Below are 19,599 nucleotides of genomic sequence, written 5' to 3' on the forward strand. Positions count from 1 at the left end.
TTACTCCTTTCAGAAAATAGTAACAGAATTGGATTTTAGCAGTTCTGAAGAAACCTGCACGGTAACCGGGTGATCTGCAAAAGAGCGGCGGACATAGAAAATCAGTCGTCCATGGTACAACCGGCGGCAGGAAGAAGCATACTCGGTGCAGTCTGCAGCATTTCCGTTTTCAATTCCAAGAAGGACGCCTCCGTCTGTCGTTACCTGAACCATGGAGGAATCTCCGAAGCAGAAAGCACCATCTCTGTCGGCGGCATAAACTTCGAACTGCAGAAGCGGATTTTCCGGTAAAACAGCGGAATTTTCTTTGGACGGCTTCCAGGGTCGGATCTGCAGGGCACAAGGCATAGAAGTCGTTTTCAGCTCATCCTTTGCTTCAAAAGTACAGGAAGCCCCGCCCTTTTGTGCCGCAAGCTTTCCAGAAGCAAGAACCATCAGCGTGCCCGGCTGAAAGGGAACGATCCAGCGAATCGAATCTTCAGTATAGGAAGCCTCCTTTTTGCCGAGACTGATTCCGTTTAAGAATAATTCCGCTTCGGAAAGGTTTGTGTAGCAGCGGACTTCGATATCTTCTCCATCACAGTAATTCCAGCTTTCGAATAATGGCTGCCAGCTTTCTCTCATGGAGTCTGCCCGCTGTGTGGAAAGATGGCACATCGGTTTGGATGACCAGAAGCTCATCCGCCGGTAAAACCCGGATTTTTCAAAGCCAGCCATCGTAAGAAGCCCGGCTTCAGAAGCTCGAAGCGGCCATCCGTGTGCCTCTCCCATATAATCAATGCCTGTCCAGAGAAACTGTCCGCTGATATATTCGTTTTCGGTTACCGCATGCCAGGCAGCAAGATCATGTCCGTTTTCGCTGCCTAAAAATGGGAGCGAAGGAAAATCACAGTGGCTTTCCTCGTATAAATGTTCTTTATAATTGTATCCGGCAACATCGAGGGCATCCAGAAAACCGATCTTTGCAGAGAGCTCCGGAAAAGCGGCAGCCAGTGTAACCGGGCGCGTAGGATCCACTGCGCGTACTTCGTAAGCAAGCATGGAAGCCAGTGCTTTTAATCGCTCTGCATTCGGCCGATCCGGATTGTATACGCGCTCTGCGGCAGGCTTGTTTGCATCATTGTTTCCGGTCATGGTCTGAAACAGAGGATGGCAGTAAGGATCATTTGGATAATCAATTTCATTTCCAATGCTCCAGAGAATTACACTTGGATGATTTCGGTCGCGCAATACCATAGCAGACAGATCTTCTTTCTGGTACTGAGGAAAGTACTTGTAATATCCCTGATGCTTTGGAGGATAAACATTATGACCGGTAGACCATTTGTTTTTTGGCCCTTCCCACTCATCAAATGCTTCATCCATAACAAGAAAGCCCATTTCATCACATAGATCGTACAGTTCCGGCATATGCGGATTATGGCTCATACGGATGGCATTGCAGCCCATTTCTTTGAGCTTTTCAAGGCGGCGTATCCAGATTTCTTTTGTAACGGCGGCACCGAGTGCACCGGCATCGTGGTGAACGCAGACCCCCTTAATTTTCATGGGGATTTCATTCAGAAAGAATCCATAATCGGCATCAAAACGGAAGGTGCGGATACCTACACGGAACTTGTCTGCAAGAAAGGCGGAGTCATCCTTGGCTTTGTGGAGCCATGTTTCGAGTGTATATAAAGATGGATGTTTCGGAGACCACAGTGTTGGCTGTGCTACCGTTCCTTCAGTCTTTAGTTTTGCGGTTTCTCCAGGAAGAAGAGTGGCTCTCTGCTCGGCGAAAAACACCGTGTTTCCATTTTGATCACGCAGATACTGGACCAGTGAAAAAGAGGTTTCCTGATCTTCCATATTACAGATCTCTGTTGTGATAGAAAGATCCGCTGAGATTTTATCTGCCCTGTTTATGGAAAAGCAGGTGCCATATGGTGTAACGTGAAGAAGATCTGTAACAAGGAGCGTTACCTTTCTTGTGATTCCGGAACCGGTAAACCATCGGGAATCTGAAATCTCTGTCCGGTCTACACGGACGCTGATTTCATTGATACCATCTGTACCAAAAACAGCCTGGGATGTTATGTCATAGAAAAAAGGTGTGTATCCATTGGGATGAAAGCCGTGATAATAACTGTTGAACCAGACCTGGCTTTCTTTGTAGACACCGTCAAACAGCAGCACGATGCGTTTTCCACGATACTTCTCAGGCAGGGAAAAGGTTCCACGATACCATCCGATGCCGCCGGCTGCATATCCGGTGCCGCTGGAATAGGATCTGGAAAATGGCATTGCAACAGACCAGTCATGTGGAAGCTCGACAGCTGTCCAGCCAGTATCATCATAGTCTTTTTTCCAGGCATCCGGCTCTTCGCCATAGTGAAATTTCCAGGAATGATGGAGATAAATTGTTTGGGTATTCATAGATTTATAACCTCCTGTTTTTATCATGATATTTCAATTTTTATACGTTCCTATGGTTTTTATTATAAAGAGTTCATCTGAAAAATCCATGGAAAAGAGAGGGATTTTTTGTAAAATAGCGACTTTAGGATTGACTTTTACGTGCAAAAAGTCTATCCTTGAATTTGAAATGAAAAGGGTTTCAAAAAATTGGAATAGAGTAAGAGTTTCAAGAGGGCGATTTATGAAAAAAGAAAAAAACATTTATACTATTGCAAAAGAAGCAGGCGTTTCGCCGGCGACGGTGTCTCGGGTCATGACGAAAAATGCCCGGGTAAGCGAGGAAAAAAGAAAAAAAGTGGAGGAAATCATACAAAAATATGATTATCGCCCCAATGCGCTAGCACAGGGGCTGACAAATGCAAGAACAAAAATCATTGGCATTCTTGCAGCGGATATGATGAATCCCTTTTATGCACAGCTTGTGGACGAATGCGTAAAGGAAATTGGTGCAAGTGGATATGTTCCCATGATATTTTCATCTCAGAGCAGTTATGAAATGGAAGAACAGTATTTGCAGAAGATGTTTGACCTGCGTGTGGATGCAATTATTTTAATGGGAGGAAAATCAGACCAGCTCGTTACAGATTTGGAATATGTGGATTTGCTTGATCGAATCACAGACACTACACCGATTATTACAACTGGAAAAATAGAAGGATCTCTTTGTTATCAGGTATGCATTGATGAAATGGCGAGTGTAGACCTTGCCATGGAGCATCTTTTTTCGCTTGGCCATCGGCATATTGCACTGATCGGCGGGAAAAATCACATCCGGTCAACATATGATAAACGAATGCGGTATCGTATGCTGCTTCGTAAAAATGGAATCACATACAGAGAACGCTATGTAACGGATTCGGATTACAACATCGAAGGGGGGTACCAGTGTATGGAAAAGCTCTTTCAGGAAAATCGTACGATGCCGACTGCCGTAATTGCAATCAATGATTTCAGCGCAATCGGAATTCTTCGGTGTATTGAGGAACATCATTTGTCTGTTCCGCAGGATATATCGCTTGTCAGCTTTGACGGAACCTTTCTGTCAGATATTGTTAACCCGAAGCTTACCAGCGTTTGCTATGATTATGCTTCTTTTGGAAAAATGCTGGCTGCGTCTGCGGTAAAACTTCTTTCAGGAGAAGAGATTCCGAAAATTCAGCAATGTGTGTCGCGTTTAATCGTACGCGAATCCACGATATTGCAATAATATCACATTATCGATTCAGAAGCATGTAATTTCATATAGCCAGATAATTCTTCTCTTTGATTTTAAAAGACCATCAGAGAGAAGAATTTTTTTGCACTAATTTTGGAATGTTTGCAGACATGGTGATATTGATCCTGGAACAGATTTTGGCTTTTGTAAGAGAGATACCGACAGATCAAAATGGCGGTAAATAGCGCGTTTTCAGAAAGAAAAAAAGTGGATATACATAGAGGAATAAAGGGGTGATTTGTCAAATTGTCAACTAATTCAGATGGCTTTAAAAAAAAGAAAGCAAATTATACAAAAAACAAGTTGACAAATCAAAGCGGAAGGAGTATAGTACGAAATATGAAAAGGGTTTCACGAAAGTGCCAATTAAAAAGATATGTGATTTGGAAAGATGTATAAGTTAAGTGCTTTTTAGATGGAATTATCGTTATAATATACAGGAAAAGCAGTAAAAACAAAGATACATTCATCATGATCACTTTTATTTTTGGAAAAACGTGAAAACGGTTTCATATAAAGGCTGCAAATTATGTGCAGACAAATTTTCACAAACTGCAAAATAGGAGGAACGCAACGTGAAAGGAAAAAGGAACCAAACGACAGCAGCTCTTCCGGCTGTCCCCAGTAAAAAGAATCGAGCATGGAAGACTTTTCGCAACAACAAAACACTTCTTCTGATGTGTTTGCCAGCAGTCATCTTTTTTATCGTGTTTAACTATTGCCCATTGCCGGGCGTATGGATTGCATTCACGAGTTACAATTTTCGGGATGGTATTTTTGGAAGCCCTTTTGTAGGATTATCAAACTTTGAATTTTTGATTTCTTCCGGTGAATTGTGGACTTTAACGAAAAATACAATTTTATACAATCTGGTTTTTATTCTTCTTGGAAATGTTTTTCAGATCGTAATTGCTCTTATGCTGAATGAAATCAGAAGTAAATTTTTTAAAAAGGTATCACAGACAATCATGTTCCTTCCGTATTTTATTTCTGCTGTACTGATTGGGGCGATCGCATTTAATATTCTGAATTATGACACGGGTGCATTAAATGCACTTCTTCGTGAAACGGGTGCTGACCCAATACAGATTTACAGCAAAGCTGGTTTATGGCCCTTCATCATTATTTTCTGTAACATGTGGCAGCAAACAGGTTATGGTTCTGTTGTTTATTTCGCGGCAATCTGCGGTATTGATTCCAGTATGGTAGAAGCAGCAGAGGTAGATGGCGCTACCAGCTGGCAGAGAATTCGTTACATCATTCTTCCTTCCCTGAAAGGAACCTTTATCATTCTGCTTCTGTTTGCGCTTGGCGGAATCATGAAAGGAAACTTTGGTTTGTTCTGGAACCTGACAGGTGGTGCGAATTCACAGTTGTTCCCGACAACTGATATCATTGAAACCTTTGTATACCGTACAATGACGACACAGAATAACTTTGCAACATCTTCTGCCGTAGGTTTGTATCAGTCTATTTTTGGATTTGTTCTGGTTATGTTCAGCAACTGGGTGGTAAAACGACTTGATCCGGACTATGCACTGTTTTAGGAGGAGAAGAAAATGAAAAATCGTAATAAAATCAAACTGGATCCAGGGACGCGAGCTTTACGAATTATCTCCTACGTATTTGTGAGTATTTGGGCGCTCATCTGCTTACTTCCATTTATCCTGGTTATTTCTGCATCTTTCAGTACCGAGAGTATTGTAGCGAAAGAGGGATTTGGGCTTTTACCCAAAGGGTTTACTCTGAGTGCATATGAACTGGTATTTCGTTCACCTAAAATGATTCTTGGCTCATACGGAGTTACCATTGCACTGACGGTATGCGGAACAGTTGTTGGTCTGTTTATCATTGCGATGACCGGTTATGCATTACAAAGAAAGGACTTTCCGTTTCGAAATGCATTGTCATTTTTTATTTACTTTACAACACTGTTTTCCGCCGGTATGGCACCAACCTATATCTGGGTTTCCAGGTACCTGAAATTAAACGGAAGTTATATGGCAGTATTTTTACAGCTGTTAATGTCTCCGTGGCTGATCATTCTGATGAAGAATTTTGCAAAATCGGTACCATATGAAATTACAGAATCCGGAAAAATTGACGGAGCGGGAGACTTTAAAATTTTCGTATCACTGATTTTCCCGATGTTAAAGCCGGCACTTGCAACGGTAGGACTTTTTCTGGCACTGGGATACTGGAATGAATGGTATCTTTCTTCTCTGTATCTGAACAGTTCTGTAACCTATAAACCATTACAGTACTACTTATATCAGATCATCAATACAGCAAATGCACTGAAAAACTCTGTAGCAGGTGCAAATGTCAGTGTGGCAGACCTTCCATCTAACACATTGAAAATGGCAACAGCAGTTGTTGCAACCGGACCGATCATCTTTCTGTATCCGTTTGTACAGAAATACTTTATCTCTGGTATTACAGTAGGCGCGGTCAAAGGCTGACCATGGAAAAAGTATGATGTGAGATTCCCCTGTGTTTTGATGGGGATTCACATAAAATTCCGAAAAAGCAGGAAAAGAAGGAGGACGCTATGAGAAAACGCGTAACAGGTAAAAAGGCAGTAGCACTGGTAATGGCTTCCCTGATGATTGCAAGTATGGCAGGATGCGGAAGCAGTGGGTCCGAAAGCAGCGGATCCGGCAACACAAGCGTAAAGGAAGATGGAAGTATTGATACTTCCAAGCATGAAGTAATTAACATGCTGGTGCTGGGAAACAAACCGACCAATGGCAGACTGGAAGCCATGCTGGACAAACTGAATCCGATTTTGACGGAAAAAGTAAATGCAGAACTCGAGTTTACGTACATAGAATGGACAGACTGGCAGACACAGTATAATCTGAAGCTGTTGAGTGGAGACAGCAGTCTGGATTTGATTTGTACGGCAACGGACTGGCTGTACGGATGGGAAAATACAAAGAAGGGCGCATTTCTTCCACTTTCCGAGGATATGCTGAAAACATATGCGCCAAAGACCTGGGAACAGGTATCCGCAGACGGAGACTGGGATATCTGCAAATATAACGATGAAATTTATTTCATACCGGAAGATCACTATACACAGTATACGAACCATGGTATGTTCTATCGTGGAGACTGGGCAAAAGAAGCAGGTCTGGAAAATGGAAAAATTACAAAATTTGAAGATCTGACGACGTATTTCCAGTATATTAAAGATAATAAGGAAGATGTTATTCCGTGGGATATCGCTGGCAAAAACCAGACGGGAGGTATTCTTGGCGGCTATATTACTTCGAAAAAGGAATATACGGCATTCAATTGCGCCAGTGTTGGTATTTACACAGACTTCTGGGGTGTTATGCAGGACGATCCGACAACCGTTATGTCTCCGTATGTAGAGGATGACAGCCTTTATGATGCGGCAGAGCTGATGAAAGAATGGAATGACATGGGTGTATGGAGAAAAGATGTCCTGAACTTTGACGGAGACACCAGAGAAGAGTTTTATGCCGGAACAACCGGTGCGGATCAGCATCATGCCCAGACCTATTATTCTACGATTGTTCCGAATATGGAGAAGAAACAGCCGGGTTCCGATCCGCAGTTCTATTACTGGGGCGAAGAAAATCAGAACGTACAGCATCCGCTGAAAGAGCATGGTGCATGTGCTATCAGTGCAAACTCCACACATCCGGAACGCGCCCTGATGGTATATGATCTGTTAAGAAATGATGAAGAGTGCTATCGTCTGTTAAACTATGGTATTGAAGGTGAGGATTATATTGTAACAGAAGATGGCAAGCTGGGCAGACCAGATGGATTTGATTCCAGTACAGATGCCCTGGATTCCAATTTCTGGATGGGACGTAATGATGATCTGGAACTGCAGGATGAAAGCTGGTGGGATGGAACCGATGATCTGATCAGTTCGCTGGATAAAATCGGTTATGATTATCCATTTGAAAACCTGATTGTTGATACAACTGCAATTGAGGCAAAGCAGGCAGCACTGGCTAATGTTCTCGCAAAATATATCCCGCAGCTGGCATATGGTCAGGTAGATGATCCGAAGGCAACTGTCGATCAGATGAGAGAAGAACTGAAAGCGGCCGGTTATGACGATGTAAAGGCAGCAATTCAGAAAGATTTAGATGCTTTTGTAGAGGAAAATGGAACACCGGATTTCACAAGAGGTGAATAAAAAAGGTGTTCACTTGACCGTAGAACAAGAAAGGTTAGCGACAAAACCTGGCAGATAATTCTGTGATTTCATGATAAGCAAGATAAGGGAGATACCGGAAAAGACATGATGCCTCTGGTGTCTCCCTTTTGCGAGTCAAATGTTTCCGTTCCGGTCACGGGAAATTTGGCAGACATATTATTTTTAACATAAAAAAGATGGAAATTTCAGAAACAGGAGGAACTATGAAGACGTTTGAAGTAAAAGAAGATTTTTATCTGGACGGAAAGAAAGTAAAAATCATTTCCGGAGGTATGCATTATTTTCGTACTGTGCCGGAATACTGGCGCGACCGACTGGAAAAATTAAAAGCTCTGGGCTGCAATACGGTGGAAACGTATATTCCATGGAATCTTCACGAAAAAGAGAAAGGAAAGTTTGATTTTTCCGGAATTCTGGATATTACCAGATTTGTAAAACTGGCCCAGGAGCTTGGTTTGATGGTGATTCTCCGGCCATCTCCCTATATTTGTGCAGAATGGGAGTTTGGCGGATTGCCATACTGGCTGCTGAAGGAAGACGGCATGCGCCTTCGCTGTTTCTATCCGCCATTTCTACAACATGTGAAAGAATATTATGAAAAATTATTTGAAGTGATCGCACCGCTTCAGATTACACGGGGCGGTTCTGTTATTCTGATGCAGGTGGAAAATGAATATGGATATTTCGGAGATGACAAATCGTATCTGGATTACATGAAACAGCTGATGATTGACTGCGGCTGTGAAGTGCCGATGGTTACATCGGATGGTCCTTGGGGAGATGCTTTTGACTGCGGAAAAGTGGAAGGTGTTTTACAGACCGGAAATTTTGGTTCCAAAGGAAAAGAGCAGTTTGCCGTCATGAAAAAGAAAATCGGCGATAAACCGCTGATGTGTATGGAATTCTGGGTTGGATGGTTTGATAACTGGGGTGTAGAAACGCATCAGACCGGTGATTTAGAAGAACATGCAAAAGATCTGGACGAAATTCTTTCCGAGGGCCATGTGAATATCTACATGTTTGAAGGTGGAACCAATTTTGGTTTTACGAATGGATCCAATTACTATGATGAGCTGACACCGGATGTTACTTCTTATGATTATGATGCACTGCTGACGGAAGACGGTCAGATTACGGCGAAGTATACGGCATTCCAGAATGTAATCCGGAAATATACCGAAATTCCGGAAGTAAAACTTAGTACAGAAATTCGCAGAAAATCATATGGAAAACTTCGTGTCAAAAGAAGCACATCTTTATTCGGAAACAAAGACCGGATTAGTAAAGCGATGGAGAGTGTATACCCGGTGTCAATGGAAAAACTGGATCAGGGATACGGATATATTTTATACGAAAGCCAGTTGAAAGATGAAGGGCCATTGGAAACACTGCGGCTGTGGGGAGCTAACGACAGAGCTAACATTTTTGTGGATGAAATCCCAACTGTTACACTGTATGACAGAGAACTTCTTGATGAAATAAAATGGGAGGAGAATAAACCGGAAGGACAGAAACTTTCTATTTTGATGGAAAATATGGGAAGAGTAAATTTCGGTCCGAATCTCGAAAGACAGAGAAAAGGGATTGATGGAAGCGTACAGGTTAATGGTCATAATCACTATTATTGGAAAGAATATACGCTTCCGATGGAACATCTGGAACATCTTGATTTTACAATTCCATCCGTTCCTGGTACACCGGGATTTTATGAATTTAGCTTCGAAGCAGATGAGACGGGAGATACCTTCCTTGATTTTACCGGATGGGGAAAAGGTTGCATTCTTGTAAATGGATTTAATATTGGAAGATTCTGGGAAATTGGGCCACAGAAACGATTATATATTCCGGGTCCGCTTTTAAAAAAAGGAACGAATACGATTCTGATTTTTGAAACAGAAGGAAAAGTGCCGGGAATCATTACACTCTGCGATGAACCGGATCTTGGCTAAAAGAATGAAGGAAAACATTTATTATCAGTATGACAGCAGTCAACTACCGGAAATTAGCCTGGCAGATACGGCGGTGATTGAACCGCCGTATATTCATAAAAGAAGAATGCCGTTGGAATACATTATTTATCTGGTGCGTCAGGGTGAGATGTTTCTTTTGGAGGATGGTGTACGGTATCATTTAACACCGGGGGATTTTTTAATTCTGGATCCGGATAAAATACATGTGGGGGAAAGAGCAACACATTGTGAATACCATTATATTCATTTCCATCAGAAATCCATAAAAAAAAACAAGATGACAAATGAGCAGACAACTGAGATAATTTTAAGAAAGAGAACGCAGTCCATGCAAAGTGATTCCTGTACCCTTTCCGGACAGGAACGCGTCAGTCTTTCGCTTCTTGCGTTGCCCAAATATATGCATCTTTCCGACACTTCTTCTTATTCTGAAATTCTGCAGAAAATCAATGATGGAATTACCTGTCAGAAAAATCGTATGGAAGGTTATTACAATTTGTGTGCCTGTCAGATTTTGGAGATGATGATTTTGGTTTCCAGACAGTTTGTAACATCGCTTGCCCAGGAAAAAACCGGAGTGGTCGGAAGCTACCGGAAAATATATGATCTTTTGGATTATCTGAATAACTGCTATCGCGAGCCAATTTCCGGAGTATTGATTGAAGAGCAGCTTGGTGGAAACTTTGATTATCTAAATCGGATTTTTCGTCAGACAACAGGAAAAACGATTTTTCAGTACCTGACGGAAGTCAGAATTTCCCATGCCAAGGAGCTTCTTGGTACAACTTCGCTTAAAATTTCGCAGGTCAGCGAAAAAGTCGGATTTTCCGATGAAAGTTATTTCAGTAAAGTCTTTAAAAAAATGACTGGAATGACACCTATGAACTATATGAAAAGCAGATAAGGAGAACAAAATATGGCAGGCTATTTATTTGTACATTTTACCGGAGAACAAAAGGATGGAGAACAGATTTATTTTTCCATCAGCAGGGATGGACTTCACTGGGAGGATCTGAATGACGGACAGCCAGTCTTATATTCTCATCTTGGAATGCAAGGTGTTCGCGATCCGTTTCTGCTGCGTGATCCAAAGCAGAAGAAATTTTATCTGATAGCAACCGATTTACGGATCGAAGCAGGAGAAGGCTGGGATACGGCACAATATCGCGGAAGCCGTGATCTGATTGTCTGGGAATCGAAGGATCTGGTTCACTGGAGTGCGGAGCGTGCCAGTACCATAGGTGTTCCGGGAGCCGGATGCGTCTGGGCACCGGAAGGAATCTATGACTCAAAAAGAGAGCAGTTTCTGGTTTTCTGGGCATCTATGGTAAAACTTTCCGGTGATACGGAAGCCAAACAGCGGATCTATGCATCCTGGACATCTGATTTTCAAAGTTTTTCCGAGCCATTTATTTACATGGAGCGGAAAGAACATGTGATTGATACAACGATGGTAGAATCAGAAGGTGTATACTATCGGATTTCCAAGGATGAGACGAATAAATGTCTGCTGTTGGAGTCCTGTGACTCCCTGACGGGCAATTTTCAGGAGATCCCATCAGAAACACTTTCTTCGCTGTTTGGCGTAGAAGGACCGGAATGTTATCTGCTACCGGATCAGAAGACATGGTGTCTGATTGCGGATCAGTTTGCGGAGGGAAAAGGATATCTTCCTCTTTTAACGGATGATCTTTCTTCGGGAAAATTCCGTATTTTAAAGGAAAAGGAATATGCTCTTGGAAAAACAAAAAAACGCCACGGTGGCGTTCTTGCAGTTACTGACGAGGAGCTTGCCTTGCTGGAACGATTTTTTGATCACAAAAAGCCGGTCGTAGAAGGGCTCTTTGCAGATCCGGATCTTGCCTGTTTTGACGGAACGTATTACCTGTATCCGACAACGGATGGCTTTACCGACTGGTCCGGTACGAAATTTTCTGTTTTTGCATCGAAGGATCTGAGAAAATTTCAGAAGGCTGCTGATATTTTCGACATGGCAGATGGAGATGTTCCGTGGGCGGTAGGAAGTGCCTGGGCGCCGTGCATTGCAGAAAAAGATGGAAAGTATTACTACTATTTCTGTGGAAAGCGTGTTGATGGCAAATCCTGCATTGGAGCAGCAGTATCTGATTATCCGGAGGGAACGTTTGTGCCTGCAGCAGAACCCATGATCACCATGGAAATGATGGAAACGTATCAGATCCAGATGAGTCAGACGATTGATCCGTCGATCTATCAGGAAAACGGCGAAACATATCTCCTGTTTGGAAATGGTTATGCGGCCATTGCAAAACTGACACCGGATATGATGCATATTGTTCCGGAGACGATGAAAAATCTGGAAGGACTGTACGATTTCCGTGAGGCGGTTACGGTTCTGAAGCGGGATGAAATTTACCATTTTACCTGGTCCTGTGATGATACAGGAAGTGAAAATTATCATGTAAACTATGGAACGTCCGATTCCCTGTACGGACCGGTTCGGTTTGAAAAGACGATTCTTCAGAAAGATGTGCAAAAAGGTGTTCTTGGAACGGGTCATCACAGCATCTGTAAGGTGCCTGGAAAAGATGCATACTGGATTGCTTACCATCGTTTTGGCACACCGCTTGCGCAGTATCCGGAGGGAAAGGGATTCCACCGGGAAACCTGCGTGGCCCCGCTGGAGTTTGACGAAGCCGGAAAAATGATGGAAGTGATTGTCTAGGTTTACGGAGAAAAAATATATGAACGGAAGAACAGAACAAGAATTGCAGCAGTATCTTTTCTAATATGAAACAGAGCTTTCAAGAGAAGCCGAAACGCTTTCTCTTTTGGATTTCCCTGTTTTGACAGAGGAGCTTTTTTCTCTGTTTGAAAAGACGGGGAACCGGCTGCGGTATGAAGAAGCTTACTTTGGACGCCGGAAATACCTCGTTGCTTTTGCGTTCAATGCATTGTTTGCAAAAGAGAGGGACATTTCTATGGATCTTTCCGGCCTGGAATGGGTTCTGGAGCAGATTTGTGCGGAAACTTGCTGGGCGCTGCCGGCACATGTGAACCGGAAAAAGGATGAAAAGTGGAAGATTACATTGGATCTTTTTGCGTGCGAGACTGCACAGTCACTTCTGGAAATTGCGTTTCTACTTCGAAACGATCTGCGGCCGGAGTTACTGTGTCGGATCTGGAAGGAAAGCAGCAGGAGAGTGTTGCAGCCGTTTCTTATACAGGAAAACGGTGCATTCTGGTGGGAAACGAGTAAAAGTAACTGGAATGCTGTTTGCTGTGGATCCGTAGGAGCAGCCGCCTGCTATGCATCTGAGCTTTTTCCTGTTCTTTTTCCGAATGCGGAAAGCATCGAGAGTATCAATCAAAACTGTGAACAGATCTTGACGCGCGTGACCCGGGATCTTTCCTGCTTTCTTGCGAGCTTCGGCGAGGACGGCGCCTGCATGGAAGGTCTTGGCTATTGGGAATATGGAATGAGTTATTTTTCCATGTTCGCGGAACTTCTGAAAGAAAAAACGGGCGGGAAAACTGACTTGCTGGATGGAAAAAAGCAGCGGAAAATCATGGAATTTCAGCAGAAATGCTATTTCCCGGGCGGAAATACGTTAAGCTTTTCTGACGGAGACAGCAAAAGCCGTTACCGGATGGGACTTACCTGCCATTTTGCAATGCTGGATCCAAATGTTAAAATCCCGCCGCTGGTACGGGCAATGCATTTTGGGGAAGATCCGTGTTATCGCTGGAATGCCGCATATAGGGACTGGATCTGGACGAAGCAATATCTGAATGTGTTAAAAAGCAGGTCGGACGGTTCCGAGAATGCTGCAGAGGAACGGGTATGTTCCGGCACGTTTACTTATCTGGCGGATGCCGAATGGGCAATTGCAACTGGAAAGCATCAGACCGCATTCGCAATCAAAGGTGGAAACAACGGGGAGCCGCACAATCATAACGATGTCGGCAGCTTTCTGTATTTTATCGGGGAAGAAGAAATTATCAGTGATCTTGGAGCCGGAGAATACACGAAAGCATATTTTGGCCCCGAACGATATTCCGTACTCTGCTGTAGTTCACGTGGCCATAGCGTTCCGATTTTGGATGGAAAGGAACAGTGCAAAGGGGAAACATATCGTGCCGATGCAGTGAATTACTCCGAGACAGGAGAAATTTCGATTTCCTTTGCTGGGGCATATGAGAAAGAAAGCAGGAAAAAACTGATACGGACTGCTGTTTTTTGCAGGGAAACCGGTGAACTTCAGATCAAAGATTGCCTGAAGACCGCTCCTTTGGATAATGGCTTCACGGAAAATCTTGTCACACGGCAGAACGTAAGTCGGGAAAAAGACCGGATTCGAATCGGTGACAGGGGAACTCTGAAAATAGATGGTGTTTCTCCGGAAAAGATTCAAATTATTCCATGCATTCATAGAGATCATCAAGGAAAAATGGAAACTGTGTTTCTGATTCAATGGGAAGCTGACGGAAAAGAAAATATCTGGCGAAGCCGATTTGTACTTTGCCCGGAATAATACAAAAGCTCCTGACGTTGTTAGAAGGAAGATATTCAGTGAGGCTGCATTGCGGTACGAAAACAGAGCAAAAGACTGTGCAAATGAATTTATGATTTGCACAGTCTTTTGCTTTATACGTTGCTGATCATCGAAAGAAATGTCTTATGAATCCTCATATCCGGGTCGAGTTCTGGATGGAAGGAGAAGGCCATCTGGTTTTTATATTTTACACCGACAATCCGCTCTTCCACAACCGCGAGCACTTCCACGCCGTTCCCCACAGATGCAATATACGGCGCACGGATAAACGTCATCGGCACTGTTCCGATGCCCGCAACCGGTGCTTCTGTGTGGAAGCTGCCTAACTGGCGGCCGTAGGCATTCCGCCTGATGCACATCGGAATCGTGCCGAAATACTGTTCCGGCTGTCCCTTGATCTGTCCGTCGATCGTTTCGGCCAGAAGAATCGCACCGGCGCAGGTTGCGAGGACCGGCATGCCGTTTTCAATCTGGCTTTTCATGATATCGAACATGCCAAGCTCTTTTAAAAGCTTTCCCTGAACGGTACTCTCGCCGCCCGGTAGTACAAGTGCATCGTAAGGCTCGGCAAGATCGCGGGCCTGACGCAGTTCGATGCATTCGGCGCCAAGCTGCTCTAATACTTTTTCATGTTCTGCAAACGCACCCTGCAGTGCAAGCACTCCAATTTTCATTATTTTCCTCTTTCTGCCATCAGTAAGGCGATTTCCTGCTCGTTGATGCCGACCATAGCCTCGCCGAGATCAGCGGAGAGTTCTGCGATCAGTTTCGCATCGGTGTAGTTGGTAACGGCTTTTACGATGGAAGCCGCACGTTTTGCCGGGTTGCCGGATTTGAAGATACCGGAACCAACAAAAACACCCTCTGCTCCAAGCTGCATCATCAGCGCTGCATCGGCAGGAGTTGCCACACCGCCGGCTGCAAAGTTGACAACCGGGAGACGGCCGTTATCATGAACATACTGAACAAGATCGTACGGAACCTGCAGGACCTTGGCTGCCTCAAACAGCTCATCCTCACGCATTGAGGTCAGTTTCTGAATTTCGCTGTTCATTTTTCTCATATGGCGGACCGCCTGTACGATATCGCCGGTTCCCGGCTCACCTTTGGTACGGATCATAGACGCTCCCTCGTTGATCCGGCGGAGTGCCTCGCCGAGATCTTTTGCACCGCAGACAAACGGTACTTTGAAATTTCGTTTGTTAATATGGTAGACATCATCCGCCGGGGAGAGAACCTCACTCTCGTCGATGTAGTCGATTTCGATGGCTTCAAGAACCTGTGCCTCTACAAAGTGGCCGATGCGGCATTTTGCCATAACCGGAATGGAAACGGCTTCCTGAATGCCGCTGATCATCTTCGGATCACTCATACGGGAAACGCCGCCGGCTGCACGGATGTCTGCAGGAATCCGCTCCAGTGCCATAACGGCACAGGCACCAGCTTCCTCGGCAATATGCGCCTGCTCCGGAGTGGTAACGTCCATGATCACGCCACCCTTTAACATCTGTGCCAGTTCTTTGTTCAGTTTGTATCTCTCATTTGCTGCTGTCATAATAAGTTCCTCCGTGTCTGAAAAATTTTAGTTTCTGTTTTGGCTTTACTTTTGCTCTGCCTCACAGTATACTGGTAAAGTGACTATAAAAAAATTGCCAAAACAAATATATTCAGTAAGGTCAGATGAGAGGAGAGCGGTCGGATGCTGACGTATAATTTTTCCAATATAGGGTCAGATTCCCTGTATGAATATTTATATAAATGTATCAAAAATGACATATTGCTGGGAAATATCCGCCCTGGAGAGAAGCTGCCGTCGAAACGGACGTTCGCGAAAAATCTGGGTATCAGCGTCATTACCGTCGAGAATGCCTATGCGCAGCTTGTTGCGGAAGGCTATCTGTATTCCATGCCAAAGCGCGGATTCTATGCGGCTGATCTGGAAATTGAGGATTCCATGCGGGATGCGGTGCCAAAAGAGATCCTGCAGGTAGCAAACGGGGAGACTTCCTATTTTGCGGATTTTTCCAGTAACCAGACGGACAGCGAGATTTTTCCGTTTACAATCTGGACGCGGACGGTGCGTGCTGTCCTGAATGACAACCGGATCCAGCTCATGATCAATTCCCCGTGCGCCGGGATTTTAAAGCTGCGCAGTGCGATTGCAAAATATCTGCGAGAGTTTCGTGGAATGCAGGTGCTGCCGGAGCAGATTATTGTCGGCGCAGGAACGGAGTATCTGCATAACCTTCTGATTCAGCTTCTCGGAAACGATCTTGTTTATGGAGTAGAGGATCCCGGGTATCACAAAATTGCGCGGATTTATGAGAGCATGAAGGTACGGTACGAGCCAGTGCCGCTCGATCAGAACGGTGTTTCGGTGCAGGAGCTGGAAAAAAGATCGGTTGATATTATTCATACATCCCCGTCCCATCACTTTCCAACCGGGACAGTCATGCCGGTCAGCCGCCGTTATGAACTGCTCGGCTGGGCGGCAAAATCGGATCATCACTATATCATTGAGGACGATTACGACAGTGAGCTGCGTCTCGGCGGAAAGCCGTTTCCAACGCTGCAGAGCATCGATGTATCGGACAAGGTCATCTATATGAATACGTTTACGAAAACACTTGCCTCCACGGTACGGATCAGCTATATGGTGCTGCCGCAGACACTGGCAGAGAAATTTTACCGCGAGCTGTCGTTTTATTCCTGCACCGTTTCCAACTTTGAGCAGTACACACTGGCAGAGTTTATTGAGAACGGCAGTTTCGAAAAACATATCAACCGGCTGCGGAACTATTATCAGAACAAACGAGATCTGATTTTACGGGCGCTTGAAAAGAAGCCGCTCGGTGATTATGTGACCATCGAGGAAGAAGAAGCCGGCGTTCATTTTCTGATGCATCTTCGCACGGATTTGAAAGAAGAGTCGATTGTCACGCAGGCGAAATCCCGTGGTGTGAAATTAAAGCCGCTCTCCGGCTATTACGCGGATGCGGCGGAGGCAATAAAGCAGGAAAATACGTATGTCATGAACTATTCCTCTATCGATCCGGCTGCAATGGAGCGGGCGGCGGGAGTGCTGCTTCATATTCTGCGGGCGCATACGACGGAAAACACATTTGAGGCAGAGATGAAAAAGAGCCAGGAATAATCATAAATTGATCCACAGAAATAACTGCAGGGAATGAGCTTCTCTGATGCCCAGCAGTTTCTATTACAAACTCATAAAGGAGAAAAGCATATGACGAATCGTGAAATGATGGAGATTGCCATGAGGCAGTCTGCGGAAGATATGGGGTGCCGTGTGGAAGATCTCAAGGCGGACAAAAATGTTGTTGTTCCCATAAATTTAGGAAAGAAGGCCCGCAAATATTTGAAAGAGCCTATTACCTGCAATCTGGTTTCCTATGGAAGTAATATCATGGCGGCTTCCATACCGGAGACTATGGATCTGGTATCTGCGTATGTAGACAAATTCGAATTTTACCACTGTTTTGAGACACCAAACATGCATTGGCTGAATGAACGTTTAACTGAAAAAGGGCACAAAATATGTTTCATGGCAGAATACTATCTGCCGGACATCAGCCGGATACCGACTCTTTCCTGCGCCTATGAGACACGAGTATTGACACAGGAAGATTTTGCGGATTTGTATCGACCGGAATGGAGCAATGCGCTTTGCGAAGATCGGAAGAATCTGGATGTACTTGGCGTCGGCGCATATGATGGAAGTACGCTGGTGGGACTTGCCGCCTGTTCTGCCGATTGCGACGATATGTGGCAGATCGGTGTGGATGTCTTGCCGGAATACAGACGACAGGGGATTGCCTCTGCACTGACAAGCAGACTTACAAAAGAGATCATAAACAGGGAAAAAGTACCTTTTTACTGTACCGCCTGGTCTAATGTCAGATCTGTAAGAAACGCTGTTAAAAGCGGTTTTATACCAGCATGGGTAGAAATGACTGCAAAACCGGCAAATATTGTTGATGAGATGAATTTATGAAGGAACCTTTCCTGTCGATTCCCGCTGAATCAGCTGTGCATGCAACAAATACGTACTGATTGGGATGTGATTGAGAAGACTTGACAATGCAAAAAATCCACTTTTTCCGAGCTCCAGCCGATCTTGTCTGATGGTTGTAAGGGGCGGTGACGTACAAGCAGCAATCGGCAGATCATCAAATCCGATAATGCTGATATCATCAGGAATCTGGAATCCCAGCTGCTGACATTGCGTGAGCGTTGCACTAGCAAGGGTATCCTGGTTGCAAATAATAGCAGTGATTCCGTTTTCCAGAAAACGGGGAAGATGCTTTTCCATACATTCTGACAGATAATAAGAACAGCCGATCGCAGCAGGAGAAGTCTTCAGTCCATGCTGGTGCATGGAACGGAGAAAGGCAGCATGGCGTGCCTGGAGAACCCGGGCACCGAGGGAGCTGCTCAGATAGGCGATCTTCCGGTGTCCAAGTCCGGCAAGATAAGAGACGGCAAGCTCCATTCCCTCCTCATTATCAATACCTACATAAGCGGTGGAAGGATTCCCTACTATATAGTTGTCGAAAAGAACAGCCGGTGTGCGGCTGATTTTAAAGTCTTGAATCCAGGGATCGCTCAGGGAAAAGCCGACCACAAAAGCTCCTATATAATCATGCTCCAGCATAAAAACATCATAATGCTGGTTTCTTTGGGTCTTAATATCAACAGGCACAATTTCAACATCAAAGCCTGCTGGTTCTGCCATCTGACGAAAACCCACCAGGATATCATAGGCAAAATGATGCGGTTCCTGATACCGCATATTTTCTTTTTCTATTATAATACAGACTTTTTTCGTTGGTTTCTTATAACGCCGCAGCTTCGTATAACCCAGAGCTACGGCAGTTTCCAAAACCTGTTTCCGTAAAGCATCGCTGATATCAGGCGCGTCATTGAGCGCTTTGGATACCGTGCTCTTGGAAACTCCCATTTTATCAGCAATATCCTGAATGGTAGTCATAATCGGCAATCCTTTCACAAAACAAAAAATGTAAACTCCCAGCTATCATGATGGAGTTCTTTTAACGCTATTATATGAAGATTGCGGGAGTGCAAAGCACGTAGCAATCTGGTATCAAAGGGGTCAAAAAACCTTTTGCCCCCGTATCATTATATAAAAACATAAGATAAAAAGCAATCCATACCGTGAAAAAGAAATGTTTCGCTAAG

14 protein-coding genes are annotated in these 19,599 nt (G+C 44.3%); 10 read left to right on the forward strand and 4 right to left on the reverse strand.

Going from position 1 to position 19,599, the window contains the following annotated elements:
• Positions 1-9: 9 nt before the first annotated feature.
• Complete coding sequence (locus DXD92_RS03840) at positions 10-2,415, reverse strand: glycoside hydrolase family 2 TIM barrel-domain containing protein (RefSeq protein ID WP_117804956.1); 2,406 nt, start codon at positions 2,413-2,415, stop codon at positions 10-12.
• 223 nt (positions 2,416-2,638) lie between these two features.
• Between DXD92_RS03840 and DXD92_RS03845 the strand changes: the two genes are divergently transcribed.
• The 8 genes from DXD92_RS03845 to DXD92_RS03880 all read left to right on the forward strand — a co-directional run bounded on the left by DXD92_RS03845 (position 2,639) and on the right by DXD92_RS03880 (position 14,361).
• A complete protein-coding gene (locus DXD92_RS03845) occupies positions 2,639-3,664 on the forward strand; it encodes a LacI family DNA-binding transcriptional regulator (protein WP_117508903.1) in 1,026 nt (341 codons plus the stop codon).
• A gap of 686 nt (positions 3,665-4,350) precedes the next feature.
• A complete protein-coding gene (locus DXD92_RS03850) occupies positions 4,351-5,220 on the forward strand; it encodes an ABC transporter permease (protein ID WP_118700447.1) in 870 nt (289 codons plus the stop codon).
• Positions 5,221-5,232: 12 nt separating this feature from the next.
• The gene (locus DXD92_RS03855; RefSeq protein ID WP_117508905.1) at positions 5,233-6,135 is read left to right on the forward strand and encodes a carbohydrate ABC transporter permease; all 903 of its coding nucleotides are present in this window, start codon (positions 5,233-5,235) and stop codon (positions 6,133-6,135) included.
• Positions 6,136-6,224: 89 nt separating this feature from the next.
• Positions 6,225-7,856 carry an extracellular solute-binding protein gene (locus DXD92_RS03860; RefSeq protein WP_117508906.1) on the forward strand — a complete coding sequence of 544 codons (1,632 nt, stop codon included), beginning with the start codon at positions 6,225-6,227 and terminating at the stop codon, positions 7,854-7,856.
• A 224-nt stretch (positions 7,857-8,080) separates the two neighbouring features.
• A complete protein-coding gene (locus DXD92_RS03865) occupies positions 8,081-9,826 on the forward strand; it encodes a glycoside hydrolase family 35 protein (protein WP_117508907.1) in 1,746 nt (581 codons plus the stop codon).
• A 4-nt stretch (positions 9,827-9,830) separates the two neighbouring features.
• Positions 9,831-10,751 carry an AraC family transcriptional regulator gene (locus tag DXD92_RS03870; protein WP_158565001.1) on the forward strand — a complete coding sequence of 307 codons (921 nt, stop codon included), beginning with the start codon at positions 9,831-9,833 and terminating at the stop codon, positions 10,749-10,751.
• Between the two features lie 12 nt (positions 10,752-10,763).
• A complete protein-coding gene (locus tag DXD92_RS18895) occupies positions 10,764-12,551 on the forward strand; it encodes a family 43 glycosylhydrolase (RefSeq protein WP_118594450.1) in 1,788 nt (595 codons plus the stop codon).
• A gap of 121 nt (positions 12,552-12,672) precedes the next feature.
• Positions 12,673-14,361, forward strand: coding sequence for a heparinase II/III domain-containing protein (locus tag DXD92_RS03880; RefSeq protein WP_117804958.1), 1,689 nt, complete (start codon positions 12,673-12,675; stop codon positions 14,359-14,361).
• Positions 14,362-14,474: 113 nt separating this feature from the next.
• Here the strand turns inward: DXD92_RS03880 and pdxT are convergent, their stop codons facing one another.
• A complete protein-coding gene (gene pdxT, locus DXD92_RS03885) occupies positions 14,475-15,056 on the reverse strand; it encodes a pyridoxal 5'-phosphate synthase glutaminase subunit PdxT (RefSeq protein WP_118594449.1) in 582 nt (193 codons plus the stop codon).
• The gene (gene pdxS / locus DXD92_RS03890) at positions 15,056-15,937 is read right to left on the reverse strand and encodes a pyridoxal 5'-phosphate synthase lyase subunit PdxS (protein ID WP_118594448.1); all 882 of its coding nucleotides are present in this window, start codon (positions 15,935-15,937) and stop codon (positions 15,056-15,058) included. The genes pdxT and pdxS overlap by 1 nt, the downstream gene beginning before the upstream one ends.
• 144 nt (positions 15,938-16,081) lie before the next feature.
• Between pdxS and pdxR the strand changes: the two genes are divergently transcribed.
• Both pdxR and DXD92_RS03900 read left to right on the forward strand, forming a co-directional pair.
• Positions 16,082-17,536: a MocR-like pyridoxine biosynthesis transcription factor PdxR gene (pdxR, locus tag DXD92_RS03895; RefSeq protein WP_118594447.1), complete on the forward strand. Its 1,455-nt coding sequence runs from the start codon at positions 16,082-16,084 to the stop codon at positions 17,534-17,536.
• A 90-nt stretch (positions 17,537-17,626) separates the two neighbouring features.
• The gene (locus DXD92_RS03900) at positions 17,627-18,394 is read left to right on the forward strand and encodes a GNAT family N-acetyltransferase (RefSeq protein WP_118594446.1); all 768 of its coding nucleotides are present in this window, start codon (positions 17,627-17,629) and stop codon (positions 18,392-18,394) included.
• On the opposite strand, the gene DXD92_RS03905 is transcribed toward DXD92_RS03900, so the two are convergent.
• Positions 18,389-19,390 carry a LacI family DNA-binding transcriptional regulator gene (locus DXD92_RS03905; protein WP_117804963.1) on the reverse strand — a complete coding sequence of 334 codons (1,002 nt, stop codon included), beginning with the start codon at positions 19,388-19,390 and terminating at the stop codon, positions 18,389-18,391. The genes DXD92_RS03900 and DXD92_RS03905 overlap by 6 nt on opposite strands.
• Between the last annotated feature and the right edge of the window lie 209 nt (positions 19,391-19,599).

The organism is Blautia sp. TM10-2, assembly GCF_003480845.1.
GTDB lineage: Bacteria > Bacillota > Clostridia > Lachnospirales > Lachnospiraceae > Fusicatenibacter > Fusicatenibacter saccharivorans.